At 72.6% G+C, this 18,779-nt stretch carries 14 protein-coding genes and 1 pseudogene; 2 read left to right on the top strand and 13 right to left on the bottom strand.

Translation table 11 applies throughout. From position 1 onward, the window contains the following. Positions 1-13: 13 nt before the first annotated feature. The gene (locus tag D3218_RS04270) at positions 14-388 is read right to left on the bottom strand and encodes a response regulator (protein ID WP_119538665.1); all 375 of its coding nucleotides are present in this window, start codon (positions 386-388) and stop codon (positions 14-16) included. Between the two features lie 141 nt (positions 389-529). Next, a complete protein-coding gene (locus tag D3218_RS04265) occupies positions 530-2,239 on the bottom strand; it encodes a methyl-accepting chemotaxis protein (protein ID WP_168990410.1) in 1,710 nt (569 codons plus the stop codon). 216 nt (positions 2,240-2,455) lie between these two features. On the opposite strand from D3218_RS04265, the gene D3218_RS04260 reads away from it, so the two are divergent. Next, on the top strand, positions 2,456-3,148 hold the full coding sequence (locus D3218_RS04260) for a methyltransferase domain-containing protein (RefSeq protein WP_119538663.1): 693 nt from the start codon (positions 2,456-2,458) through the stop codon (positions 3,146-3,148). A gap of 23 nt (positions 3,149-3,171) precedes the next feature. Here the strand turns inward: D3218_RS04260 and D3218_RS04255 are convergent, their stop codons facing one another. Continuing rightward, a complete protein-coding gene (locus D3218_RS04255) occupies positions 3,172-3,792 on the bottom strand; it encodes a LysE/ArgO family amino acid transporter (RefSeq protein WP_119538662.1) in 621 nt (206 codons plus the stop codon). A gap of 73 nt (positions 3,793-3,865) precedes the next feature. Here D3218_RS04255 and D3218_RS04250 point away from each other — a divergent pair, with 73 nt between their 5' ends. Next, positions 3,866-4,759 carry a LysR family transcriptional regulator ArgP gene (locus tag D3218_RS04250; protein ID WP_119538661.1) on the top strand — a complete coding sequence of 298 codons (894 nt, stop codon included), beginning with the start codon at positions 3,866-3,868 and terminating at the stop codon, positions 4,757-4,759. Between the two features lie 6 nt (positions 4,760-4,765). Here the strand turns inward: D3218_RS04250 and D3218_RS04245 are convergent, their stop codons facing one another. The 10 genes and pseudogenes from D3218_RS04245 to D3218_RS04200 all read right to left on the bottom strand — a co-directional run bounded on the left by D3218_RS04245 (position 4,766) and on the right by D3218_RS04200 (position 18,659). Further along, positions 4,766-6,247, bottom strand: coding sequence for a phospholipase D-like domain-containing protein (locus D3218_RS04245; RefSeq protein WP_342635109.1), 1,482 nt, complete (start codon positions 6,245-6,247; stop codon positions 4,766-4,768). 46 nt (positions 6,248-6,293) lie between these two features. Continuing rightward, positions 6,294-8,096, bottom strand: coding sequence for a chloride channel protein (locus D3218_RS04240; RefSeq protein WP_119538660.1), 1,803 nt, complete (start codon positions 8,094-8,096; stop codon positions 6,294-6,296). Positions 8,097-8,305: 209 nt separating this feature from the next. Next, positions 8,306-8,626: a formate dehydrogenase subunit delta gene (locus D3218_RS04235; RefSeq protein WP_119538659.1), complete on the bottom strand. Its 321-nt coding sequence runs from the start codon at positions 8,624-8,626 to the stop codon at positions 8,306-8,308. After that, positions 8,623-11,496 (bottom strand): formate dehydrogenase subunit alpha, encoded by a 2,874-nt coding sequence (gene fdhF, locus D3218_RS04230; RefSeq protein WP_119538658.1) that lies wholly within the window; start codon positions 11,494-11,496, stop codon positions 8,623-8,625. Before fdhF ends, D3218_RS04235 begins: the two co-directional genes overlap by 4 nt. Before the next feature lie 12 nt (positions 11,497-11,508). Further along, entirely contained in the window at positions 11,509-13,089 is a 1,581-nt protein-coding gene (locus D3218_RS04225; RefSeq protein WP_119538914.1) for an NADH-ubiquinone oxidoreductase-F iron-sulfur binding region domain-containing protein, read from the bottom strand. After that, positions 13,086-13,571 (bottom strand): formate dehydrogenase subunit gamma, encoded by a 486-nt coding sequence (locus D3218_RS04220; protein WP_119538913.1) that lies wholly within the window; start codon positions 13,569-13,571, stop codon positions 13,086-13,088. Before D3218_RS04220 ends, D3218_RS04225 begins: the two co-directional genes overlap by 4 nt. Positions 13,572-13,647: 76 nt before the next feature. Then, positions 13,648-15,297 (bottom strand): annotated as a pseudogene (locus D3218_RS04215) (OFA family MFS transporter); the annotation flags it as partial. A 122-nt stretch (positions 15,298-15,419) separates the two neighbouring features. Further along, positions 15,420-16,346, bottom strand: coding sequence for a LysR family transcriptional regulator (locus D3218_RS04210; RefSeq protein WP_119538657.1), 927 nt, complete (start codon positions 16,344-16,346; stop codon positions 15,420-15,422). Positions 16,347-16,446: 100 nt separating this feature from the next. Beyond that, positions 16,447-17,274 (bottom strand): ethanolamine ammonia-lyase subunit EutC, encoded by an 828-nt coding sequence (gene eutC / locus D3218_RS04205; RefSeq protein WP_425359285.1) that lies wholly within the window; start codon positions 17,272-17,274, stop codon positions 16,447-16,449. Further along, positions 17,271-18,659 (bottom strand): ethanolamine ammonia-lyase subunit EutB, encoded by a 1,389-nt coding sequence (locus tag D3218_RS04200; protein WP_119538656.1) that lies wholly within the window; start codon positions 18,657-18,659, stop codon positions 17,271-17,273. The genes eutC and D3218_RS04200 overlap by 4 nt, the downstream gene beginning before the upstream one ends. Between the last annotated feature and the right edge of the window lie 120 nt (positions 18,660-18,779).

The raw sequence follows: 18,779 nt of genomic DNA, 5'->3' as shown, positions 1-18,779 counted from the left end.
ACGCGATCGCCGGTCACGGCCGCTCGAACAGGAGGCGCACGACGTTGTCCGGGTCCGCCGGCAGGCGGCAGACCGGAACGTCCTCGTATTCCTGCGGGACGACCCAGGCGTCGTAGCCGGTGACGAAGACGATCGGGATGGCGTGCCGGCGAAGCGCGCGGGCGACGGGAAACACCGTGTCGCCCGCCAGGTTCACGTCGAGGATCGCGGCGTCCGGCGCCTCGTCGCCGGCCAGCAGGGCCAACGCCTCCTCCAGGCTGCCGACCGGACCCACGACCCGGCCGCCGCCCGCCCTGACCGCGTCCGTCAGCGCCTCGGCGGCGACGCGTTCGTCCTCCACGATCAGCACGCGCTGGCCGGAGAGATCATGGGCCGAGGTGGTGAACATGGCGCAGTCCGTTCGCGCGCGTCGTCGTCTCCTGATGTAAGGGCCGCACCTGCGCTTGGCGACGGGATCGCCCGGCGGAAACGTGTCTCGCCTACCGAAATCCCGGCGCCGCGGGCGTCGGCCGATGCGCTCCCGCCCCCGTCAGAACCCGCTCGCCAGGCGCGCATGCAGGGCGTGGACCGGCGAACCGCGGCGCGGCGCGGCGCCGGGCTGCGACACTTCGAACCGGCCGATCATCGCGTTGAGCGCGCCCACCTCCGTCGACAGTTCGGCGCAGGCGGCCGCCGATTCCTCGACCATGGCCGCGTTGCGCTGGATGCTGCGGTCCAGCGTGCCCATCCCGGTCTCGATCTCCCCGAGGCCTTCGGCTTGGCTGCGGACCGCCTCCACGATCGTCGTCACGTGGTCGTTCACCGCCGCGAACTTCTCCACGATGTTCTGGAGCGACTGGCCGGCGCGTCCGACGAGGTCCACGCCCTCCGCCACCTGGTTGCGCGAGGTGGAGATCAGCGTCTTGATCTCCTTGGCGGCCTCGGCCGAGCGTTGCGCCAGCCCGCGCACCTCCTGCGCCACCACGGCGAAGCCCCGCCCCGCCTCGCCGGCCCGCGCCGCCTCGACGCCCGCGTTCAGCGCCAGGAGATTGGTCTGGAACGCGATCTCGTCGATCACCCCGATGATGCTGCCGATCCGGTCGGACGAGACCTGGATCTTGCCCATCGCCTCCACGGCGCCGCCCACGATCGAGCCCGACTGTTCCGCCTCGCGCCGGGTGCGCGACACGAGTTCGCCCGCTTCCCCGGCCTTCACGCTGGCCACGCGCATGCCGGCGCTCATGGCCCCGAGCGCGGCCGAAATCTCCTCGATGGCCGCGGCGTCCTGTTCCGTGCGCCGGGCGAGATCGTCGGAGGCGGTGCGGATGCCGTCGGCGCTCGACTGGATCGTCGAACCGTTGCCCGAGATCGCGATCAGGGTCTGCTCCAGCGTCTCGACCGAGCCGTTGAAGCTCTGGCGGATGGGGTCCAGCGCCTTGCCGAACGGCGTGTCGAGGCGGTTGCGAAGGTTGCCCTGCGAAAGGGTGACGAGCGCCTCGCCGAGCGCCCGGACGGCGCGCACCCGGTCGCTCACGTCGGAGGCGAACTTCACCACCTTGGCGACCTTGCCGTCGAGGCCGAGCACCGGGTTGTAGGAGGCCTGGATGAACACCTCGCAGCCGTTCTTGCCGAGCCGCCGGAACTCGTCGCTGACGAACTCGCCGCCGCGCAGCTTGGCCCAGAAGGCGGCGTATTCGGGCGAGGCGGCGTAGGCGGCGTCCACGAACAGGCTGTGGTGGCGCCCCACCACCTCCTCCAGCGTGTAGCCGAGCGCGCCTAGGAAGGCCGGGTTCGCGGTGACGACCTGACCCTCCAGCGTGAACTCGATCACCGCCTGCGAGCGGTCGATCGCCGCGATCTTGGCCGCGCTGTCGATCTGGCTCAGCTTGGTCTGGGTGATGTCGTTGGCGAACTTCACGATCTTCACCGGCTTGCCGGCGCGGTTCACGATCGGGTTGTAGTTGCCGCGGATGAACACCTCGCGGCCGCCCTTGGCGAGGCGGCGGAACTCGTCGCACTCGAACTCGCCTCGGCGCAGCTTGGCCCAGAAGGCGGCGTATTCGGGCGAGGCGGCATGGGCCGCATCCACGAACAGGCTGTGCGACCGGCCCACGATCTCGCTTTCGGCGTAGCCCATGAGGTCGCAGAAGTTGCGGTTGGCGCGCAGGATCCGGCCGTCGAGATCGAACTCGATGATCGCCATCGAGCGGTCGAGCGCTGCGAGGATTCTGTCGGATTCCGAGGCGAACAGGGCAGTCACTGCGGGTCCTCCCATTTGCGAAACCACGTCAGCATGCGCCGGTCTGGTTAAGGCAAATCGAAGACGGAATCGGGCCGGTCGAGCAATTCGCCGCAGGCACAGTTACGAATTGGATAAAATGCGATCTTTAACCATAGGAGGATGTATTTCGGTCGATAAATTGACCGCAGCTTCATTAACGGCACATTAACCTTACCAAGTAACGGAGGTGCCCTGATGACGGTCGCAACGGACCATTGGGTCAAGCCGGACCCGCTCTCCAACCCGAAGAGCCTGGAGCGCCGTTTCCGCGCGCGGCGCTTCGCCCAGGTGGCGCCGCTGATCGAGGCGGCCCTGGCGCGCCGGCGTCACGTCGAGATCCTCGACCTCGGCGGCACGGAAGCCTACTGGGAGATCGGCGCCGATCTGCTGCGGCGCCATGCGGGGCGGATCACCGTGACGCTGGTCAACAACGAGCCGGCGGCCGAGCCGCGCAGCGCGATGTTCCGCAGCGTGGACGGCAACGCCTGCGACCCCGCGCTGTTCGAGGGGCGCCGCTTCGACCTCGTCCATTCCAATTCGGTGATCGAGCATGTGGGCGACTGGGACGCCATGGTCGCCTTCTCGCGCACCGTGCACCGCCTGGCCGACCGGCACTTCGTCCAGACCCCGAATTATTGGTTCCCGCTGGAGCCGCATTTTCGGGTGGTCGGCTTCCAGTACCTGCCGTTGGCGGTGCGGGCCTATCTGTCGCGGCACTTCAACCTCGGCTTCTTCCCGCGCGCCGGGAGCGTCGAGGAGGCCTGGAGCAACGTGCGCGACATCCGCCTTCTCGACCGCGCCATGATGCGCACGCTGTTTCCGGGCTCGCGGATCGCGAGCGAGCGCGTGGCGGGCCTCACGAAGTCGATCATGGCGATCCGCGACTGAGGCGCGGCGTCGGCGCCCGGCCGTCAGGCCCGGACACCGGCCAGGAGCGAGGCGGCGAGCGAGAGCATCGCGAGGCCGACCAGCGCGTCGAGCACGCGCCAGGCGCCGGGCCTCGCCAGGAGCGGGCGCAGCGCCCGGGCGCCGAAGCCGAGCGCGCAGAACCAGGCGAGGCTGGCGCCGGCCGCCCCCAGAGCGAAGACCGGGCGCAGCGCGGGCGGCTCGGCCGACCCGGCGACGCCCATCAGGAGCACCGTGTCGAGATAGACATGGGGGTTCAGGAAGGTGAACGCCGCCGCCGTGGCGAGCGCGCGCCGCAGCGACCGCTCGCCTCCCGCCTCGGCGGCCATCGCGCCCGGCGTGGCGGCGCGGCGCAGCGCCGCCACGCCGTAGCAGGCCAGGAACGCCGCTCCGCCGAGCGCCAGCGCGCCCGACAGGCGGGGCGCGGCCGCCAGCAGCGTGCCGGCGCCGCCGACCCCGGCGGCGATCAGCACCGCGTCCGCCGCGGCGCAGAACAGGACGACCGGCCCGACATGCCGGCGCGCGAGCCCCTGCCGCAGCACGAAGAGGTTCTGCGCGCCGATCGCCACGATCAACGCGGCCGACAGGGCGAAGCCGGAGAGGAAGGCGGCGGAGGAATCGCTCATGCCCCCTCATGGACGGCATGCGGCATGCAGCCAAACTTGTTTTCCTGTCGCCGGTGAAGCAAGGCTTCATCCGATGCTGGACTATCCCGCCCTTCGCGCGCTCGCCGCCGTGGTCCGCGAGGGCAGCTTCGAGCGGGCCGCCGCCGCCCTGTCGATCACGCCCTCGGCGGTGTCGCAGCGCGTTCGCGCCCTCGAGGAGCGCCTCGGCGCGATCCTGGTGGTGCGCGGGCAGCCCTGCCGCCCGACCGACCTCGGCCGGACCCTGTGCGCGCATGTGGACCGGGTCCGGCTGCTGGAGGCCGATCTTGGCCTGGCGGGGGAGGGGGCGTCCGCGCGCAGCGTCCTGCGCGTCGCGGTGAACGCCGACAGCCTCGCGACCTGGTTTCCCGTGGCGCTCGCAGGCGCCGGCGAGACGCTCGGCGCGACGCTCGACCTCGTTCTCGACGACGAGGCGCACACGGCCGGCCGCCTGCGCTCGGGCGAGGTCGTGGCGGCCGTCACCGCCTCGCCCGAGCCCGTCACGGGCTGCCGCACCGTTCCGCTCGGAAGCCTGCGCTACGCCGCCTGCGCCAGCCCGGCCTTCGCCGCGCGCTTCTTCGGCGCGGGCGTCGATCCCCGGTCGCTCGCCGACGCGCCGCAACTGCGCTTCGACCGGCGCGACGGGCTCCAGGCACGCTGGATGGCCGAGGCATACGGCCACGTCCCGGACGCGCCGACGCATTGGGTGCCGTCCACGCACGGCTTTCTCGACCTCGCGCTGGCGGGCTTCGCCTGGGGGCTTCAGCCGGTGGCCCTGGCCGAGGCGCATTTGCGGGCTGGCCGGCTGGTGGAACTGCCGCCGGGCCTGCGGATCGCGGTGCCGCTGTTCTGGACCGTGGCGCGGCTCCCTGCCCTGTCGCTGCGCCGTCTCACGCAGGCCGTGCGCCGCGGCGCCGGGCTCGCGCTCGGCGAAGCGCCGCCGGCCTGAGGCCGCTCAGCCTCCGGCCCGCCGGCGCAGGCGGCCGAGCAGGCTGCGGCGCCGGCTCAGCGGCTCGAACATCTCCTCCGGGCCCTCCGGGTCGAGGATCTTGTTGTCGGCGAGCCAGGCCTCGAGGTCGTTCAGCTCCGGCGCCTGGTAGGGAACCAGTGAGCGGCCCGGCCCGCGCAACGCCTCGATCGTGCCGATCAGCGAGCCGGTGCGCGCCAGGGTTTCGGCGACGCGCGCGGCGTCGACCCCGAGATGCTCGGCCAGCAGGTCGTCGCGCACGGCGGCGATCCCGGCACGGGTGCCGCCCGGCGCCAGGGCCGCGTCGACGCTCACGTCGCATTCGGTGTCGAGCCGCATGGAGCGGTTGTTCATGTTGGACGAGCCGACTCGCAGGCAGCGGTCGTCCACCACCAGGATCTTGGCGTGGCAGTAGATCGCCTCGCCCCCCGCGTTCACCGGATGATACAGCCGGAAGCGCCCTTCGCGGTCGATCCGGCGCAGCGCCTCCATCAGGCGGGCGCGCGCCGTGTCCATGGCCACCGGCTCCAGCCAGCCCTGTGCCGAGACCGGGTTCACCACCACGATCTCCGGTCCGCCCGGCTCCTCAAGGCGCCGGGCGATCGCCTCGGCGATGCGGCGCGAGGCGAAGTACTGGCTCTCGGCATAGACGAAGCGCCGGGCGGCGCGGATCTGGTCGACGTAGAGCGCCTCGATCTCGCGCACCGGCTCGCGACCGCCGAACTCGGGCGCCGAGCGCGCGACGGCGACGTCGAGGTCGCGGAAATCGGTCCGCAGCCCGTCCGGCCAGACCGGCTCCAGTCCCTCCAGCGGCGCCGGGTCGGGGCGTCCGCCCGCCCGCTGCCAGCGTTCGCGGCAGATGGCGCCGAGGGCTGCGGCCGCCGGCCCGGTGACGGCGGTGGTGGCGTCGTGCCAGGGCTTGTAGCGGCGGCGGGTGAAGGGGCGGCGGCGGCGCTCGTCGCGGAAGGCGTGGGCGCGCGTGTCCCACCGGTCGGCGGTCATGTCGATGCCGCCGCAGAAGGCGAGCCCGTCGTCGATCACCACGATCTTCTGGTGGTGCGAGGAGCCGGTCGGGTGGGCGCCGTCGAGCTTGGTGTGGATGCGCGGATGGCGCATCCAGGTGAGGAGCGTCACGAGGGTGGAGCCCCGGAGCAGCGTCTTGAGCGCGCCGACGTCCCAGCGCAGGAGGAAGATCTCGAGGTCGGGGTTGCGCCGCACCAGCCAGGGAACGAAGTCGCCGAGCTTCTCCGGCCCCTGCGCCCCGTCCTCGTATCCCAGCGGGATGCGGCCGTCGAAGTCCCAGCCGATCAGGATGATGCGGCGGCGCGCGGCCGTCATCGCGCGGCGTGCGAAGCGGAAGTAGTCGTCCGCGTCGACGATCACCGACAGGCGCTCGGCCCGTTCCACCGCCATGCAGTTGCGTCCCGGCTCCAGGATCGTGGGCGCCGCGCGCAAGGTGGTCTCGTTCACTGCGTCCAAGCCCGTCTGTCCTTTTCGTCTGGGTGCCGGGGCGGCCTCATGCGGTCTCCCCCGCCGCCTCGCGGCGGCGCATCTCCAGTTCCTCGCTGTAGCGCCGCAGCGTGTGGCTTTCGGTGAGAAGGCCCACGACGTTGCGCGTCTTGGGCCCGTCGATCACCGCCAGAGCCTCGCTCTCGGCGCTGTCGAACAGGCCGGCGGCCTCGCGCGCGCTCATCTGCGGCAGAAGCACCGCGTCCCCCCAGCGCAGGAGGTCGTCGATCCGGGCTTCGGGGTCGGTCGCCGTGTCGGAATAGGCGTCCGAGACCAGGACGATGCCGGCATAGGCGTCCTGCGCGTCCACCACCACGACGCGCTGGGCGGAGCCGAGCGGGAAGTCGCGGCGGAAGGTCTTGAGGCTGGTGCCCAGGGTCGCCGTGCGCACGTCCGTGCGCATCATCCGGCCCACCGTGAGGTTGCGGATCCAGCCGATGTCGTGGGCGCTGCGGATGTTCTCGCCCCTGAGGTGGAAGCGCCAGGTGGCGAACGAGTAGCCGAAGGTCTTGCGCGCGGTGAGCGAGGCGGTGACCACGGCCGCCAGCGCCAGGGCGGTGATAGGGAAGTCCCCGGTCATCTCCAGCGCCAGGAAGGTCATGGTCATCGGCCCGCCGACCACGGTGACGGCGAGCGAGCTCATGCCCACGATCGCGAAGGTGACGGCCGGCAGCGCCGTGCCGGCGAACAGCAAGGGCGCGACGTCGGCGAAGAGCTTGCCGAGGAGCGCGCCCATGAAGAGCGAGGCGAAGAACAGGCCGCCGCGAAAGCCGCTGCCGATCGAGACGGCGGAGGCCAGGGCCTTCAGCGCCAGCACGAGCAGGAGCGCCCCGGCCGAGGCCGGAAGGTCGAGCTGGAGATGCAGCGCGCCGTGTCCCGACGACAGGACCTGCGGCGTCGCCAGCGCCAGGGCGCCCACCACCAGCCCGCCGGCCACCGGCCGCAGCGGCGCGGGCAGGCCCGAGCCGCGCACGCCCCGCTCCACCGTGGTCACGCCCTTCATGATGGCGATGCCGAGCCCGGCCGCGAGGATCGCCAGGAGGATGGCCGGCGGGTAGTCCGGCGCGGTGATGGTGCCGGGCGTGCCGACCTCGATCAGGAAGGGGGCGGCGCCCAGGAAGCGGGCCACGAACGTGCCGCACAGCGCCGCTGCGACCACGGGCGCCAGGGTGACCACGGAATAGGTGCCGATGATGAGCTCGAAGGCGTAGAAGGCGCCGGTCAGCGGCGCGTTGAAGGCGGCGGCGATGGCGCCCGCCGCGCCGCAGCCGACCAGCATACGCAGGTCGCCGCGCCGCATCTCGAAGGCCGTTCCGAGGCGCGAGGCCAGACCGCCGGCCATCTGCGTGTAGGCCGCCTCCAGCCCGACCGAGGCGCCGAACCCGTTGGACACGAGGTTCTGCAGCACCACGATCACGCTGTCGCGGATCGACATGCGCCCGCCGTGCAGCGCGTTGGCCTCGATCGGGTCCACGAGCGGCCGCACCTTGCGCCCGCGCGCCCAGAGGAGGTAGGCGCCCAGGATCGCGCCGCCGCAGGCCGGCAGCGCGGCGTGCCAGGGCGAGCCGAGCGCGGCCATCGCGCTGAGATGCCCGTCGTCGGCGCCGAACAGGAGGACGTGGAGCCCCTGCGCGGCCCAGCCGATCACCGTCACCACGAGGCCGGCGAGAACCCCCACCACGGCCGCCACCAGAACGAGGCCGATCTCGTTGCCGCGGACCCAGGCCCGGAACCGGCTGGGCGCCTTCACCGGCGGCGCCGTCGCGGGCGCGTCTCTGGGCGCCTCCCGAGGGGCCTTGCCTCCATCCATGGTCGTGACGCCGCCTTGCCCGTTTCGTCCCCGCTGCCCGGCACAGATAGGCCACGGACCGGCGAGGGCCCGTGCAGGGGAGCGGATTTCGGTGCGCGGCGCCCCGGACGTCCGTGCGGCGGGTGGCGGTGCCGGCTCGGCCGCGGCTCGCTCGAGGGGGGCGCCGGGCGGGGGCCGGCGCCGGTCCGACCCCCCGCGCGGGGCGGGCGCTAGCCGGCGTCGGAGCCCGGCTCGGTGCCGACCGACACGCCGCCGGCCGCCTCCAGCCGCGCGGACGCGGCCTTGGGCGGGCGGGCGCGCAGCGCGTCGAGGCCCTCGCGCGCCAGCGGGCGCAGGCCCGCGCCGCCGCCGTCGAGATGGCGGAAGATCGTCTGGCGCATGCGCGGCGTCCAGAAGGCCGCGACGTGGTCGGCGATGCCGAGCACGCCCGGCTCGTGCGCCTGGCTCTCGAAGAAGCGCGCCACCTGGTTGACCATGGTGACGAGCTTGTCCGCCTCGCCGCCGTGCGCGGCGCCCTCGGCCGCGCTCATTCGGCGGGCTCCGCCGGGGCGACGCGACGCGAGGTGGCGGCGAAGCTGTTGTAGCGCTCCTGCCAGTCGGTGGGCCCGTTGGAGGGCGAGACCTGCACCGCCGTGACCTTGTATTCCGGGCAGTTGGTGGCCCAGTCGCTGTAGTCCGTGGTCACGACGTTGGCCTGCGTCAGCGGATGGTGGAAGGTCGTGTAGACGACGCCCGGCGCCACGCGCGTGGTGATGGTGGCGCGCAGCGTCGTGTCGCCCGCCCGGCTCGCCACCTTGACGAAGGCCCCGTCGCGGATGCCGCGCTGCTCCGCGTCGTGCGGGTGGATCTCCAGGAGGTCCTCCTCGTGCCACGCGGTGTTCTCGGTGCGCCGCGTCTGCGCGCCGACATTGTACTGCGACAGGATGCGGCCGGTGGTCAGGAGCAGCGGGAAGCGCGGGCCGACCTTCTCGTCGGTGGGCACGTATTCGGTGACCACGAACAGGCCCTTGCCGCGCACAAAGCCCTCCATGTGCATCAGCGGCGTGCCGAGCGGGGCCTTGTCGGTGACCGGCCACTGCAGCGTCTCGCGCTCCAGCCGCTCGTAGGAGACGCCCGCGAAGGTCGGGGTCAGCGCCGCGATCTCGGCCATGATCTCGGACGGGTGCGCGTAGGCCATCGGCAGGCCGAGCGCGTTGGCGAGGGCCTGCGTGATCTCCCAGTCGGCATAGCCGTTGCGCGGCGCCATCACGCGTCGCACGCGCTGGATGCGCCGCTCGGCGTTGGTGAAGGTGCCGTCCTTCTCCAGGAAGGTCGAGCCCGGAAGGAAGACGTGGGCGTGGACGGCGGTCTCGTTCAGGAACAGGTCCTGCACCACGACGCATTCCATCGCGGCCAGGCCTGCCGTCACGTGGCGCGTGTTGGGGTCGGACTGGAGGATGTCCTCGCCCTGGATGTAGATGCCCTTGAACTCGCCCTCGACGGCCGCGTCCAGCATGTTGGGGATGCGCATGCCGGGCTCGTCGTCGAGCTGGACGCCCCACATGGTCTCGAACAGCGCACGCGCCGTGTCGTCCGACACGTGGCGGTAGCCCGACAGCTCGTGCGGGAAGGAGCCCATGTCGCAGGCGCCCTGCACGTTGTTCTGGCCGCGCAAGGGGTTCACGCCGGCGCCCCGGCGACCGATGTTGCCGGTCGCCATCGCAAGGTTGGCGATCGCCATCACGGTGGTTGAGCCCTGGGAATGCTCGGTCACGCCGAGGCCGTAGTAGATCGCGGCGCGCCCGCCGGTGGCGTAGAGCCGGGCGCTCGCGCGCAGCGCCTCGGCCGGCACGCGCGTCATCGGCTCCACCGCTTCCGGCGAGCGCGACGGGTCGGACACGAACTCGGCCCAGGCCTGGAAGGCCTCGAGGTCGCAGCGCTCGCGCACGTAGGTCTCGTCCACCAGCCCCTCGGTCACGATCACGTGGGCCATGGCCGTGAGCACGGCGACGTTGGTGCCGGGGCGCAGCGGCAGGTGGTGGGCGGCCTCCACGTGGGGGCTGCGCACGAGATCGATCCGGCGCGGGTCGATGACGATGAGCTGCGCGCCCTCGCGCAGCCGCTTCTTCATGCGGCTCGCGAAGACGGGGTGGCCGTCGGTCGGATTGGCGCCGATCACCAGGATGACGTCCGCCTCCTCGACCGAATCGAAGTCCTGCGTGCCCGCCGAGGTGCCGAGCGTCGTCTTGAGGCCGTAGCCGGTGGGCGAGTGGCAGACGCGGGCGCAGGTGTCGACGTTGTTGTTGCCGAAGCCGGCGCGGATCAGCTTCTGGACGAGGAAGGTCTCCTCGTTGGTGCAGCGGGACGAGGTGATGCCGCCCACCGCGTTGCGCCCGTACTTGGCCTGGATGCGCCGGAACTCGGACGCGGTGTGGGCGATCGCCTCCTCCCACGACACCTCGCGCCAGGGCTCGGCGGTGGAGGCGCGGATCATCGGCGAGGTGATGCGCTCGCGGTGGTTGGCGTAGCCGTAGGCGAAGCGGCCCTTGACGCAGGAATGGCCGTGGTTGGCCTTGCCGTCCTTCCAGGGCACCATGCGCACCAGCTCATCGCCGCGCATCTCGGCCTTGAACGAGCAGCCGACGCCGCAATAGGCGCAGGTGGTCACCTTGGAGTGCTCCGGCACGCCGATCGCCACCACCGACTTCTCCATCAGCGTCGCGGTGGGGCAGGCCTGCACGCAGGCGCCGCAGGACACGCACTCGGAGGAGAAGAAGTCCTCGCCCTGGCTGGGCGACACGCGCGAATCGAAGCCGCGCCCCGCGATCGTCAGCGCGAAGGTGCCCTGCACCTCCTCGCAGGCCCGCACGCAGCGCGAGCAGACGATGCATTTCGACGGGTCGTACTGGAAATAGGGGTTGGAGAGGTCCTTCTCCATGAACAGCGGGTTGGGCGCCCCGCTCTCGACGGGGTGGACGTGGTTCTCGCCGTGCTGGCCGTAGCGCACCTCGCGAAGGCCGACCTCGCCGGCCGTGTCCTGCAGCTCGCAGTCGCCGTTGGCCGAGCAGGTCAGGCAGTCGAGCGGGTGGTCGGAGATGTAGAGCTCCATCACGCCGCGCCGCAGCTTGGCGATCCGGTCGGTCTGGGTGCGCACCACCATGCCCTCGGCCGCCAGCGTCGTGCAGGAGGCGGGCGTGCCGCGCATGCCCTCCACCTCGACGAGGCACATGCGGCAGGAGCCGAAGGGCTCGAGCGAATCGGTCGCGCACAGCTTGGGGATGCGGGTGCCGAGCTCGGCGGCCGCGCGCATCAGCGAGGTGCCGGCGGGGACGGTGACCGCCTCGCCGTCGATGGTGAGGGTCACGTGGCGCTCGGCGCGGCGCTCGGGCGTGCCGTAGTCGGTTTCGGAAACGAGAGACATCGGGCCTCCTCCTTATTCCGCCGCCTGGAGCCCGGCCGGAAGACGGCGGGCATCGAGGTCGAAGTCTTCGGGGAAATGGGTCATCGCGCTGGTCACGGGATAGGGCGTGAAGCCGCCCAGCGCGCAGAGCGAGCCGAACTTCATCGTGTCGCACAGGTCGGCGAGCAGGGTCAGCTCGGAGCCCACGGGCTGGCGCGCCTCGCGCTTGGCGAGGATGCGGTCCACGGTCTCGACGCCGCGCACCGCGCCGATGCGGCAGGGGGTGCACTTGCCGCAGCTCTCGGCCGCGCAGAACTCCATGGCGAAGCGGGCCATGTGGGCCATGTCCACCGTGTCGTCGAACACGGTGACGCCGCCGTGGCCGATCAGGCCGTCCTTGGCGGCGAAGGCCTCGTAGTCGAAGGGCGTGTCGAACAGGGCAGGCGGGAAATAGGCGCCGAGCGGGCCGCCCACCTGCACCGCGCGCACCGGCCGGCCGGAGGCCGTGCCGCCGCCGATCCCGTCGACGAGCTCGCCCAGCGTGATGCCGAACGGCACCTCCACCAGGCCGCCGTAGCGGACGTTGCCGGCGAGCTGCACCGGCATGGTGCCGCGCGAGCGCCCGAGCCCGAGCCGCTCGTAGGCCTCCGGCCCCTCGGCGAAGATCGCCGGCACGGCGGCCAGCGACAGGACGTTGTTGACCGCGGTCGGCATGCCGAACAGGCCCTGCAGCGCGGGCAGGGGCGGCTTGGCGCGCACGATGCCGCGCTTGCCCTCGATGGAGTTCAGGAGCGAGGTCTCCTCGCCGCAGACATAGGCGCCGGCGCCCACCCGCACCTCCATGTCGAAGGCGAGGCCCGAGCCGCCCACGGAGGGGCCCAACCGTCCGGCGCGGCGCGCGCCGGCGATGGCATGCTCCATCGCCTCGATCGCGTGCGGGTATTCGGAGCGGATGTAGACGTAGCCGTAGGTCGCGCCGATCGAGATGCCGGCGATGGCCATGCCCTCGACCAGCCGGAACGGATCGCCCTCCATGGTCATCCGGTCGGCAAAGGTGCCCGAATCGCCCTCGTCGGCGTTGCACACGACGTATTTGCGGGGCGCTTCGGCCCGGCGCACCGTGTCCCACTTGACGCCCGTCGGAAAGCCCGCGCCACCGCGCCCGCGAAGGCCCGAGGCCGCGACGGTCTTGACCCGCGCCTCCGCGTCCATCGCCAGCGCCGCCTCGAGGCCGCGCCAGCCGCCGTGGGCGGCGTAGTCGGCCTCCGAGCGCGGATCCACCACGCCGCACAGCGCCATGGTGGAGCGCGTCTGGCGCGCCAGGAACGGGTGCTCCTCCGGCCGGCCGACGCGGGCCGGGTGGTCGGCGCCCTCCAGCATGCCGGCCGCCAGCAGCGCGGCGACGTCGCCGGGCGCCACCGGGCCGTAGCCGATGCGGCCCTCGGGCGTCTCGACCTCCACAAGGGGTTCCAGGAAGTGCATGCCGCGCGAGCCGGTGCGCACGATCTCGATCGGGCGGGGCGCGGCGGCGGCCAGCGCGGCGGCGACCTCGTCGGCGCCCACCGCCACGGCCGCCGCGTCGCGCGGCACGAAGATGCGGACGGGCGCGCTCATCGCATGGCCTCCTCGACGATGGTTTCCAGCCGCTCGGCGGTGAGGCGGCCGTGGACGCGCCCGTCGACCATGGCGGCGGGAGCGACCGAGCAGAGGCCGAGGCAGTAGACCGGCTCCAGCGTCGCGGCGCCGTCGCCCGTCGTGCCCTTCATCGGCACGCCCAGGAGGCGCTCGGCGGCAGCCTGGAGCGCGCGTCCGCCCGCCGCCTGGCAGGCCTCGGCGGCGCAGACCTTGACCACCGTGCGCCCGGCCGGGCGCCGGCGGAAGTCGTGGTAGAAGGTGAGGACGCCGTGCACGTCGGCGCGCGACAGATTGAGCGCCGCCGCGATCACCGGGACGGCGTCGTCGTCCACCATGCCGAACTCGCCCTGAACGTCGTGCAGGATCGGCAGGAGCGCGCCCGCGCGCCCCCGGTGGGTTTCGATGATCTCGTCCAGCCGCTCGCGGTCGAAGGGGGTGGAGCGTCGCGCGGAATCGAGCATGCCTGGGTCTCCCGGGAATGGGCCGGCGCCGCCCGGGGGGCGGCGCCGGCGGGGGCGGTGGGTGGCCGGTCGGCGAGAAAACCGCGGCGGCCGTGGTCAGCGGCACCCCGACCCCCCAGAGGATCGGCAGGCCGACCGCGGCCCAGGCCAGCGCCGCCGTGGCGTCAAACCCGCCGCGGCCGATGCCGAACGAGCCGCTCGGGATGGCGCTGCCGGCGGCGACCGACTGGGCCTGGAGCGCCGCCACCTCGTCGGCCGGCATGAACCAGCGTTCCGAGAGCGGCCGGATCAGCGCGTTGGCCACGAGGCCGAGCGCCAGCATGCCGGCGAGGATGTACATGGTGCCGCTGTAGAGGTCCGGTCCCGGCGCGACGCCGGCCGCCACCTGCGCCTCGCGGATGTAGTTGACCACCACCGGCCCGACGATGCCCGCCGTCGCCCAGGCGGTCAAAAGCCGGCCGTGGATCGCGCCCACGAACTGCGTGCCGAAGATGTCGGCCAGATACGCCGGAATCGTGGCGAAGCCGCCGCCGTACATCGACAGGATGACGCCGAAGGCCAGCACGAAGAGCAGCTTGTTGCCCGCCTCGGCCAGCGTCGGGGCCAGGGCGTAGAGCACGATGCCGACGATGAAGAAGCAGTAGTAGGTGTTCTTGCGACCGATCCGGTCCGACAGCGAGGCCCAGAAGAACCGGCCGCCGATGTTGAACAGCGAGAGCAGCCCCGTGAAGCCGGCCGCGATCGCCGCGATCGCCGTCTTCTGGCCGGGGTCGAGCTGCGAGAAGGACAGTTCGGGCAGGCCGATCAAGCGGCCGCCGAAGATCTCCTGCAGCATGGGCGAGGCCATGCCGATCACGCCGATGCCGGCCGACACGTTGAGGCACAGCACGGCCCAGATCAGCCAGAACTGCGCGGTCTTGTGCGCGTCGCGCAGGTGCACGTGGCCGGTGGCGATCATCGCGCGCCGGTTGACGGGCGCGCTCCAACCGTCCGGGCGCCAGCCGGCCGGCGGGACCCGGTAGCCGAAGGCGCCGGCCATCATGAACAGGAAGTAGATGCCGGCCAGCACCAGGAAGGTCTGCGCCACGCCCACCGATTCGGGCGTGCGGAAATGGTTCATCAGCATGTCGGCGAGCGGGGCGCCGATCAGCGCGCCGCCGCCGAAGCCCATGATGGCCATGCCGGTCGCCATGCCGCGCCGGTCGGGGAACCACTTGATCAGCGTGGACACCGGCGAGATGTAGCCGAGCCCGAGGCCGATGCCGCCGATCACGCCTGCGCCCAGCCACACGAGCCAGAGCTGGTGGACCGCGACGCCGATCGCCGCGATCGCGATGCCGCCGCACCAGCACAGCGCCGCCACCACGCCCGCCTTGCGCGGGCCGGCGCGCTCCAACCAGCCGCCCCAGACGGCGGCCGAGCAGCCCAGCACCACGAAGAACAGCGTGTAGACCCAGCCGAGGTCGGCCACGCGCCAGTCGCAGCTCGTGGTGAACAGCGCCGACAGGAGCGTCAGATCCGGGCAGGCCACCGGCGCCGTGACGCCGACCGCGCGCGACAGCGGCAGCCAGAACACCGAGAAGCCGTAGGCCATGCCGATGCACAGGTGGATGGCGAGCGCCGCCGGGGGCACCAGCCAGCGGTTGAAGCCGGCCTTGGCGATCGTGGCCTCGCGGTCCAGGAGACCGCTCCTCGGCGGGCGTGCGATTTCGGCTGCTGAACTCATCGGACCTCCCGGGGAACACCGTCGGGCCCGGCCTCCCAGCCATTCGCCCATCGCCGGGAGGTTCGCGCCCAATTTAGAACGCGTCAAATGTTGTCGGAGCGATCATCGATAGGCGCGGTCGATCAGGACGGCGCGTTGCCGTCCCGCAGCGGCTCCACGCGCCGGCGGAAATCCGCCGAGCGCACGCAGGCCAGGATGGCGCGGGTGGGCGCCGACATCGGGTGGCGGTCGAGCACCACGAGCCCGACGGCCTGGGGCGGCGACGGGTCGTCGAAGGGCAGGATCAGGATCGCCGGGTCGCGCTCGGCGGTGTCGGCGTGCGAGTGGGGCAGGATCGAGGACATCTCCCCCATGCGCACCATGGACAGGAGCGCGGAATAGGAGTTGGCCGTGACGCGGGGCTGGACCTCCATGCCGACGCGGCTCATCTGCGCGTCCAGGATGCGCCGGTTCTGCATGTCGCGCGTCAGCAGGCACAGCGGCGCGCCGGCGGCCTCGGCCCAGGACACGGCGGTGCGCCCGCGAAAAGGGCCGTCGGCGGGCGTGGCGAAGCGGTAGCGCTCCTCGTAGAAGGTCCAGGTGATGACGCCGGTCAGCGGCTCGTTCTCGAGATAGGTCACGCCGCCGTCGATGTCGTGCGCGTGCAGCGAGCGTTCGATCTCGCGCGAGGTCATGGACAGGACCACGAGTTGCAGCTCGGGATGGTCGAGCGCCAGCACCGGCGCGATGGCGCCCACCGCCGGCATGGCGGCGGGAATCACGCCGAGCCTCAGCCGGCCGGTGAGGCCGATGCCGGGCTTGCCCGCCGCGCGCAGCATGCCGTCGCAGTCGTGCAGCATCTGCTGCGCCCAGGGCAGCGCCGCCTCGCCCTCGGCGGTGAGGCCGACGAAGCGCCGGTCGCGGCGAACGAGCTCGACACCGAGCGAGGTCTCCAGCGAGGCGATCCCGGCCGACAGCGTCGGCTGCGTCACGCCGCAGCGTTCGGCCGCGCGCCGGAAATGGCCGAGGCGCGCCAGCGTGACGAAATATCGGAGGTGACGGATCTGCATCGGGCTCCCGCGTGGCGCTTGGCCGCCGCGCCATGGCGGGCGTGCCCGACGAGAGTTAACGGGGCGGGCGGCCGGGGGCAACGCCGCCGGCCCGTCCGGCTCAGTCGCCGTCGGTCAGGAAGTTGCGGCCCTCGCCGAGGCTTGGGCCGCCGTCCGGCTCCTCCTCGTCCTTCAACCCGACGCCCGACAGGCCGCGCCGGAACGCCTCGGCCATGAGATAGGCGAGCTTGGCCGCGGCGCGCGGCGGCGCGAGCCCGGCGGCGCGCACGTTGGAGATGCAGTTGCGCGCCTCGTCGGTGAGGCCGGGCCGGGGGCCGAGGGTCAGGTAGAGGCCGAGGCTGTCGGGTGAGGAGAGGCCCGGCCGCTCGCCGATCGCCACCACCACCATGCGCGCGGCGAGCGCGTGGCCGATCTCGTCGCCGATCGCCACGCGCGCCTGACGCACGATCGCCACCGGGGCGAGGCTCCAGCCCCGCTCGCGCACGAGCGGCAGGAGCGCGGCCAGAAGCGGCGCGGCGTTGGCCTCCACCGCCTCGGCCGACAGGCCGTCGCCGATCACCAGCGCGACGTCCCGCCCCCGCGCCTCGGTGCCCAGCGCCTCCAGCCGCGCGCGCGAGGGCTCGTCCAGCCGCCGCCCCGCGTCGGGCCGCTGGAGATAGGCGTTGCGGTCCGCCGCCCGCGACCCGAGCGCGACGCTCGGCTGCCCGAGACCGGCCAGCGCGCCGGCGAGGGCGCCTTCGTCGAGCGCGCGGTGCACGGCGGCGCGCGCCCGGGCGTGGGCGAACTGGAACTCCAGGTGCGGCGCGGTGGGCAGGCTGGTGCCGACCCGTCCGAGTGCGATCCGCGCGGCGGTGTGGCGGCGCAGCTCGGCCCAGGGATCGTCCACCACGACCGGCGCGGGCGTCCCGGTCTTGCGCACGTCCGTCACCCTGCCCGGCCGATCGCGCGCCGGAAGGCCGCCGGAAGCGCGGCGCCCGGCCGCAGCGTGCCGCCCGGCCCCAGGATGCCGGCCGCCTCGGCCCAGGCCTCGAACTCGGGCGCCGGCCGAAGGCCGAGGACCTTGCGCGCGTAGAGCGCGTCGTGGAACGAGGTGGTCTGGTAGTTCAGCATGATGTCGTCCGAGCCCGGAATGCCCATGATGAAGCTGACCCCCGCCACGCCGAGCAGCGTCAGCAGCGTGTCCATGTCGTTCTGGTCGGCCTCCGCATGGTTGGTGTAGCAGATGTCGCATCCCATCTGCAGGCCCATCAGCTTGCCGCAGAAGTGGTCCTCCAGCCCGGCGCGCACGATCTGCCGGCCGTCGAACAGGTATTCGGGCCCGATGAAGCCGACCACGGTGTTGACCAGGAGCGGTCGGAACGGCCGGGCCACGGCATAGGCGCGCGCCTCCAGCGTCTGCTGGTCGACGCCGTGATGGGCGTCCGCCGACAGGCAGGAGCCCTGGCCGGTCTCGAAATACATGGCGTTGTCGCCGATCGTGCCGCGCCGGAGGCTCGCGGCCGCGTCGTGGCCCTCGCGCAGGGTGGCCAGCGAGATGCCGAACGAGCGGTTGGCGGCCTGCGTGCCCGCGATCGACTGGAACACGAGGTCCACCGGCACGCCGCGCCCGATCAGCTCGATCGAGGTCGTCACGTGCGTGAGCACGCAGCTCTGCGTCGGGATCCGGTAGCGCTCGATGATCTCGCCCAGCATGTGGACCAGCGTGGCGACCGTTGCGACGCTGTCGGTGGCCGGGTTGATGCCGATCGTCGCGTCGCCCGATCCGTACATCAGCCCGTCCAGCACCGAGGCCGCGATGCCGGCGGCCGAGTCGGTCGGATGGTTCGGCTGGAGGCGGGTCGACAGGCGCCCCGGCAGGCCGATCGTGCCGCGAAAGCGCGTCACCACCCGGCACTTGCGGGCGATCAGCACGAGGTCCTGGTTGCGGCAGATCTTGGATACGCCCGCCACCATCTCGGGCGTGAGGCCGGGGGCCAGCGCCGCGAGCGCCGCCTCGTGCGCCGCGTCCGACAGGAGCCAGTCGCGAAGGCCGCCGACGGTGAGGTGCGAGACCGGCGCGAAGGCGGCGGCGTCGTGCGTGTCGAGGATCAGCCGCGTCACCTCGTCCGCCTCGTAGGGCACCACCGCCTCCTGGAGGAAGGCGGCGAGCGGCAGGTCGGCGAGCGCGAGCTGCGCTGCCGCGCGCTCCTGCGCGTCGGCCGCCGCGATCCCGGCCAGGACGTCGCCCGAGCGTTCCGGCGAGGCCTTGGCGAGAAGCGTGCGCAGGTCGGCGAACACGTGGCGGCGCCCGCCGCGATCGATTTGGTGGGCCATGGGTGCCCTTCCGAGGCCGAGGGGGCTCGCGTCGCGCGCGGGCCCCGGTACTTCCGACAGGATGGAAAGGCGCCCTGCGCCCGTCAAGCGCCTCGCGGCGGCGCCGGGCGATGGCGGCGG

The sequence above is a fragment of the Aureimonas flava genome, from assembly GCF_003583935.1.
GTDB classification, from domain to species: domain Bacteria; phylum Pseudomonadota; class Alphaproteobacteria; order Rhizobiales; family Rhizobiaceae; genus Aureimonas; species Aureimonas flava.
This window is presented reverse-complemented; position numbering and strand designations above follow the sequence as displayed.

What these genes read in the sequence shown, in the direction of transcription:
- D3218_RS04270 (WP_119538665.1), bottom strand. Translation starts at nt 388, where the DNA reads ATGTTCACCACCTCGGCCCATGATCTCTCCGGCCAGCGCGTGCTGATC.
- D3218_RS04260 (WP_119538663.1), top strand. Translation starts at nt 2,456, where the DNA reads ATGACGGTCGCAACGGACCATTGGGTCAAGCCGGACCCGCTCTCCAAC.
- D3218_RS04255 (WP_119538662.1), bottom strand. Translation starts at nt 3,792, where the DNA reads ATGAGCGATTCCTCCGCCGCCTTCCTCTCCGGCTTCGCCCTGTCGGCC.
- D3218_RS04250 (WP_119538661.1), top strand. Translation starts at nt 3,866, where the DNA reads ATGCTGGACTATCCCGCCCTTCGCGCGCTCGCCGCCGTGGTCCGCGAG.
- D3218_RS04240 (WP_119538660.1), bottom strand. Translation starts at nt 8,096, where the DNA reads ATGGATGGAGGCAAGGCCCCTCGGGAGGCGCCCAGAGACGCGCCCGCG.
- D3218_RS04235 (WP_119538659.1), bottom strand. Translation starts at nt 8,626, where the DNA reads ATGAGCGCGGCCGAGGGCGCCGCGCACGGCGGCGAGGCGGACAAGCTC.
- fdhF (WP_119538658.1), bottom strand. Translation starts at nt 11,496, where the DNA reads ATGTCTCTCGTTTCCGAAACCGACTACGGCACGCCCGAGCGCCGCGCC.
- D3218_RS04225 (WP_119538914.1), bottom strand. Translation starts at nt 13,089, where the DNA reads ATGAGCGCGCCCGTCCGCATCTTCGTGCCGCGCGACGCGGCGGCCGTG.
- D3218_RS04220 (WP_119538913.1), bottom strand. Translation starts at nt 13,571, where the DNA reads ATGCTCGATTCCGCGCGACGCTCCACCCCCTTCGACCGCGAGCGGCTG.
- D3218_RS04210 (WP_119538657.1), bottom strand. Translation starts at nt 16,346, where the DNA reads ATGCAGATCCGTCACCTCCGATATTTCGTCACGCTGGCGCGCCTCGGC.
- D3218_RS04200 (WP_119538656.1), bottom strand. Translation starts at nt 18,659, where the DNA reads ATGGCCCACCAAATCGATCGCGGCGGGCGCCGCCACGTGTTCGCCGAC.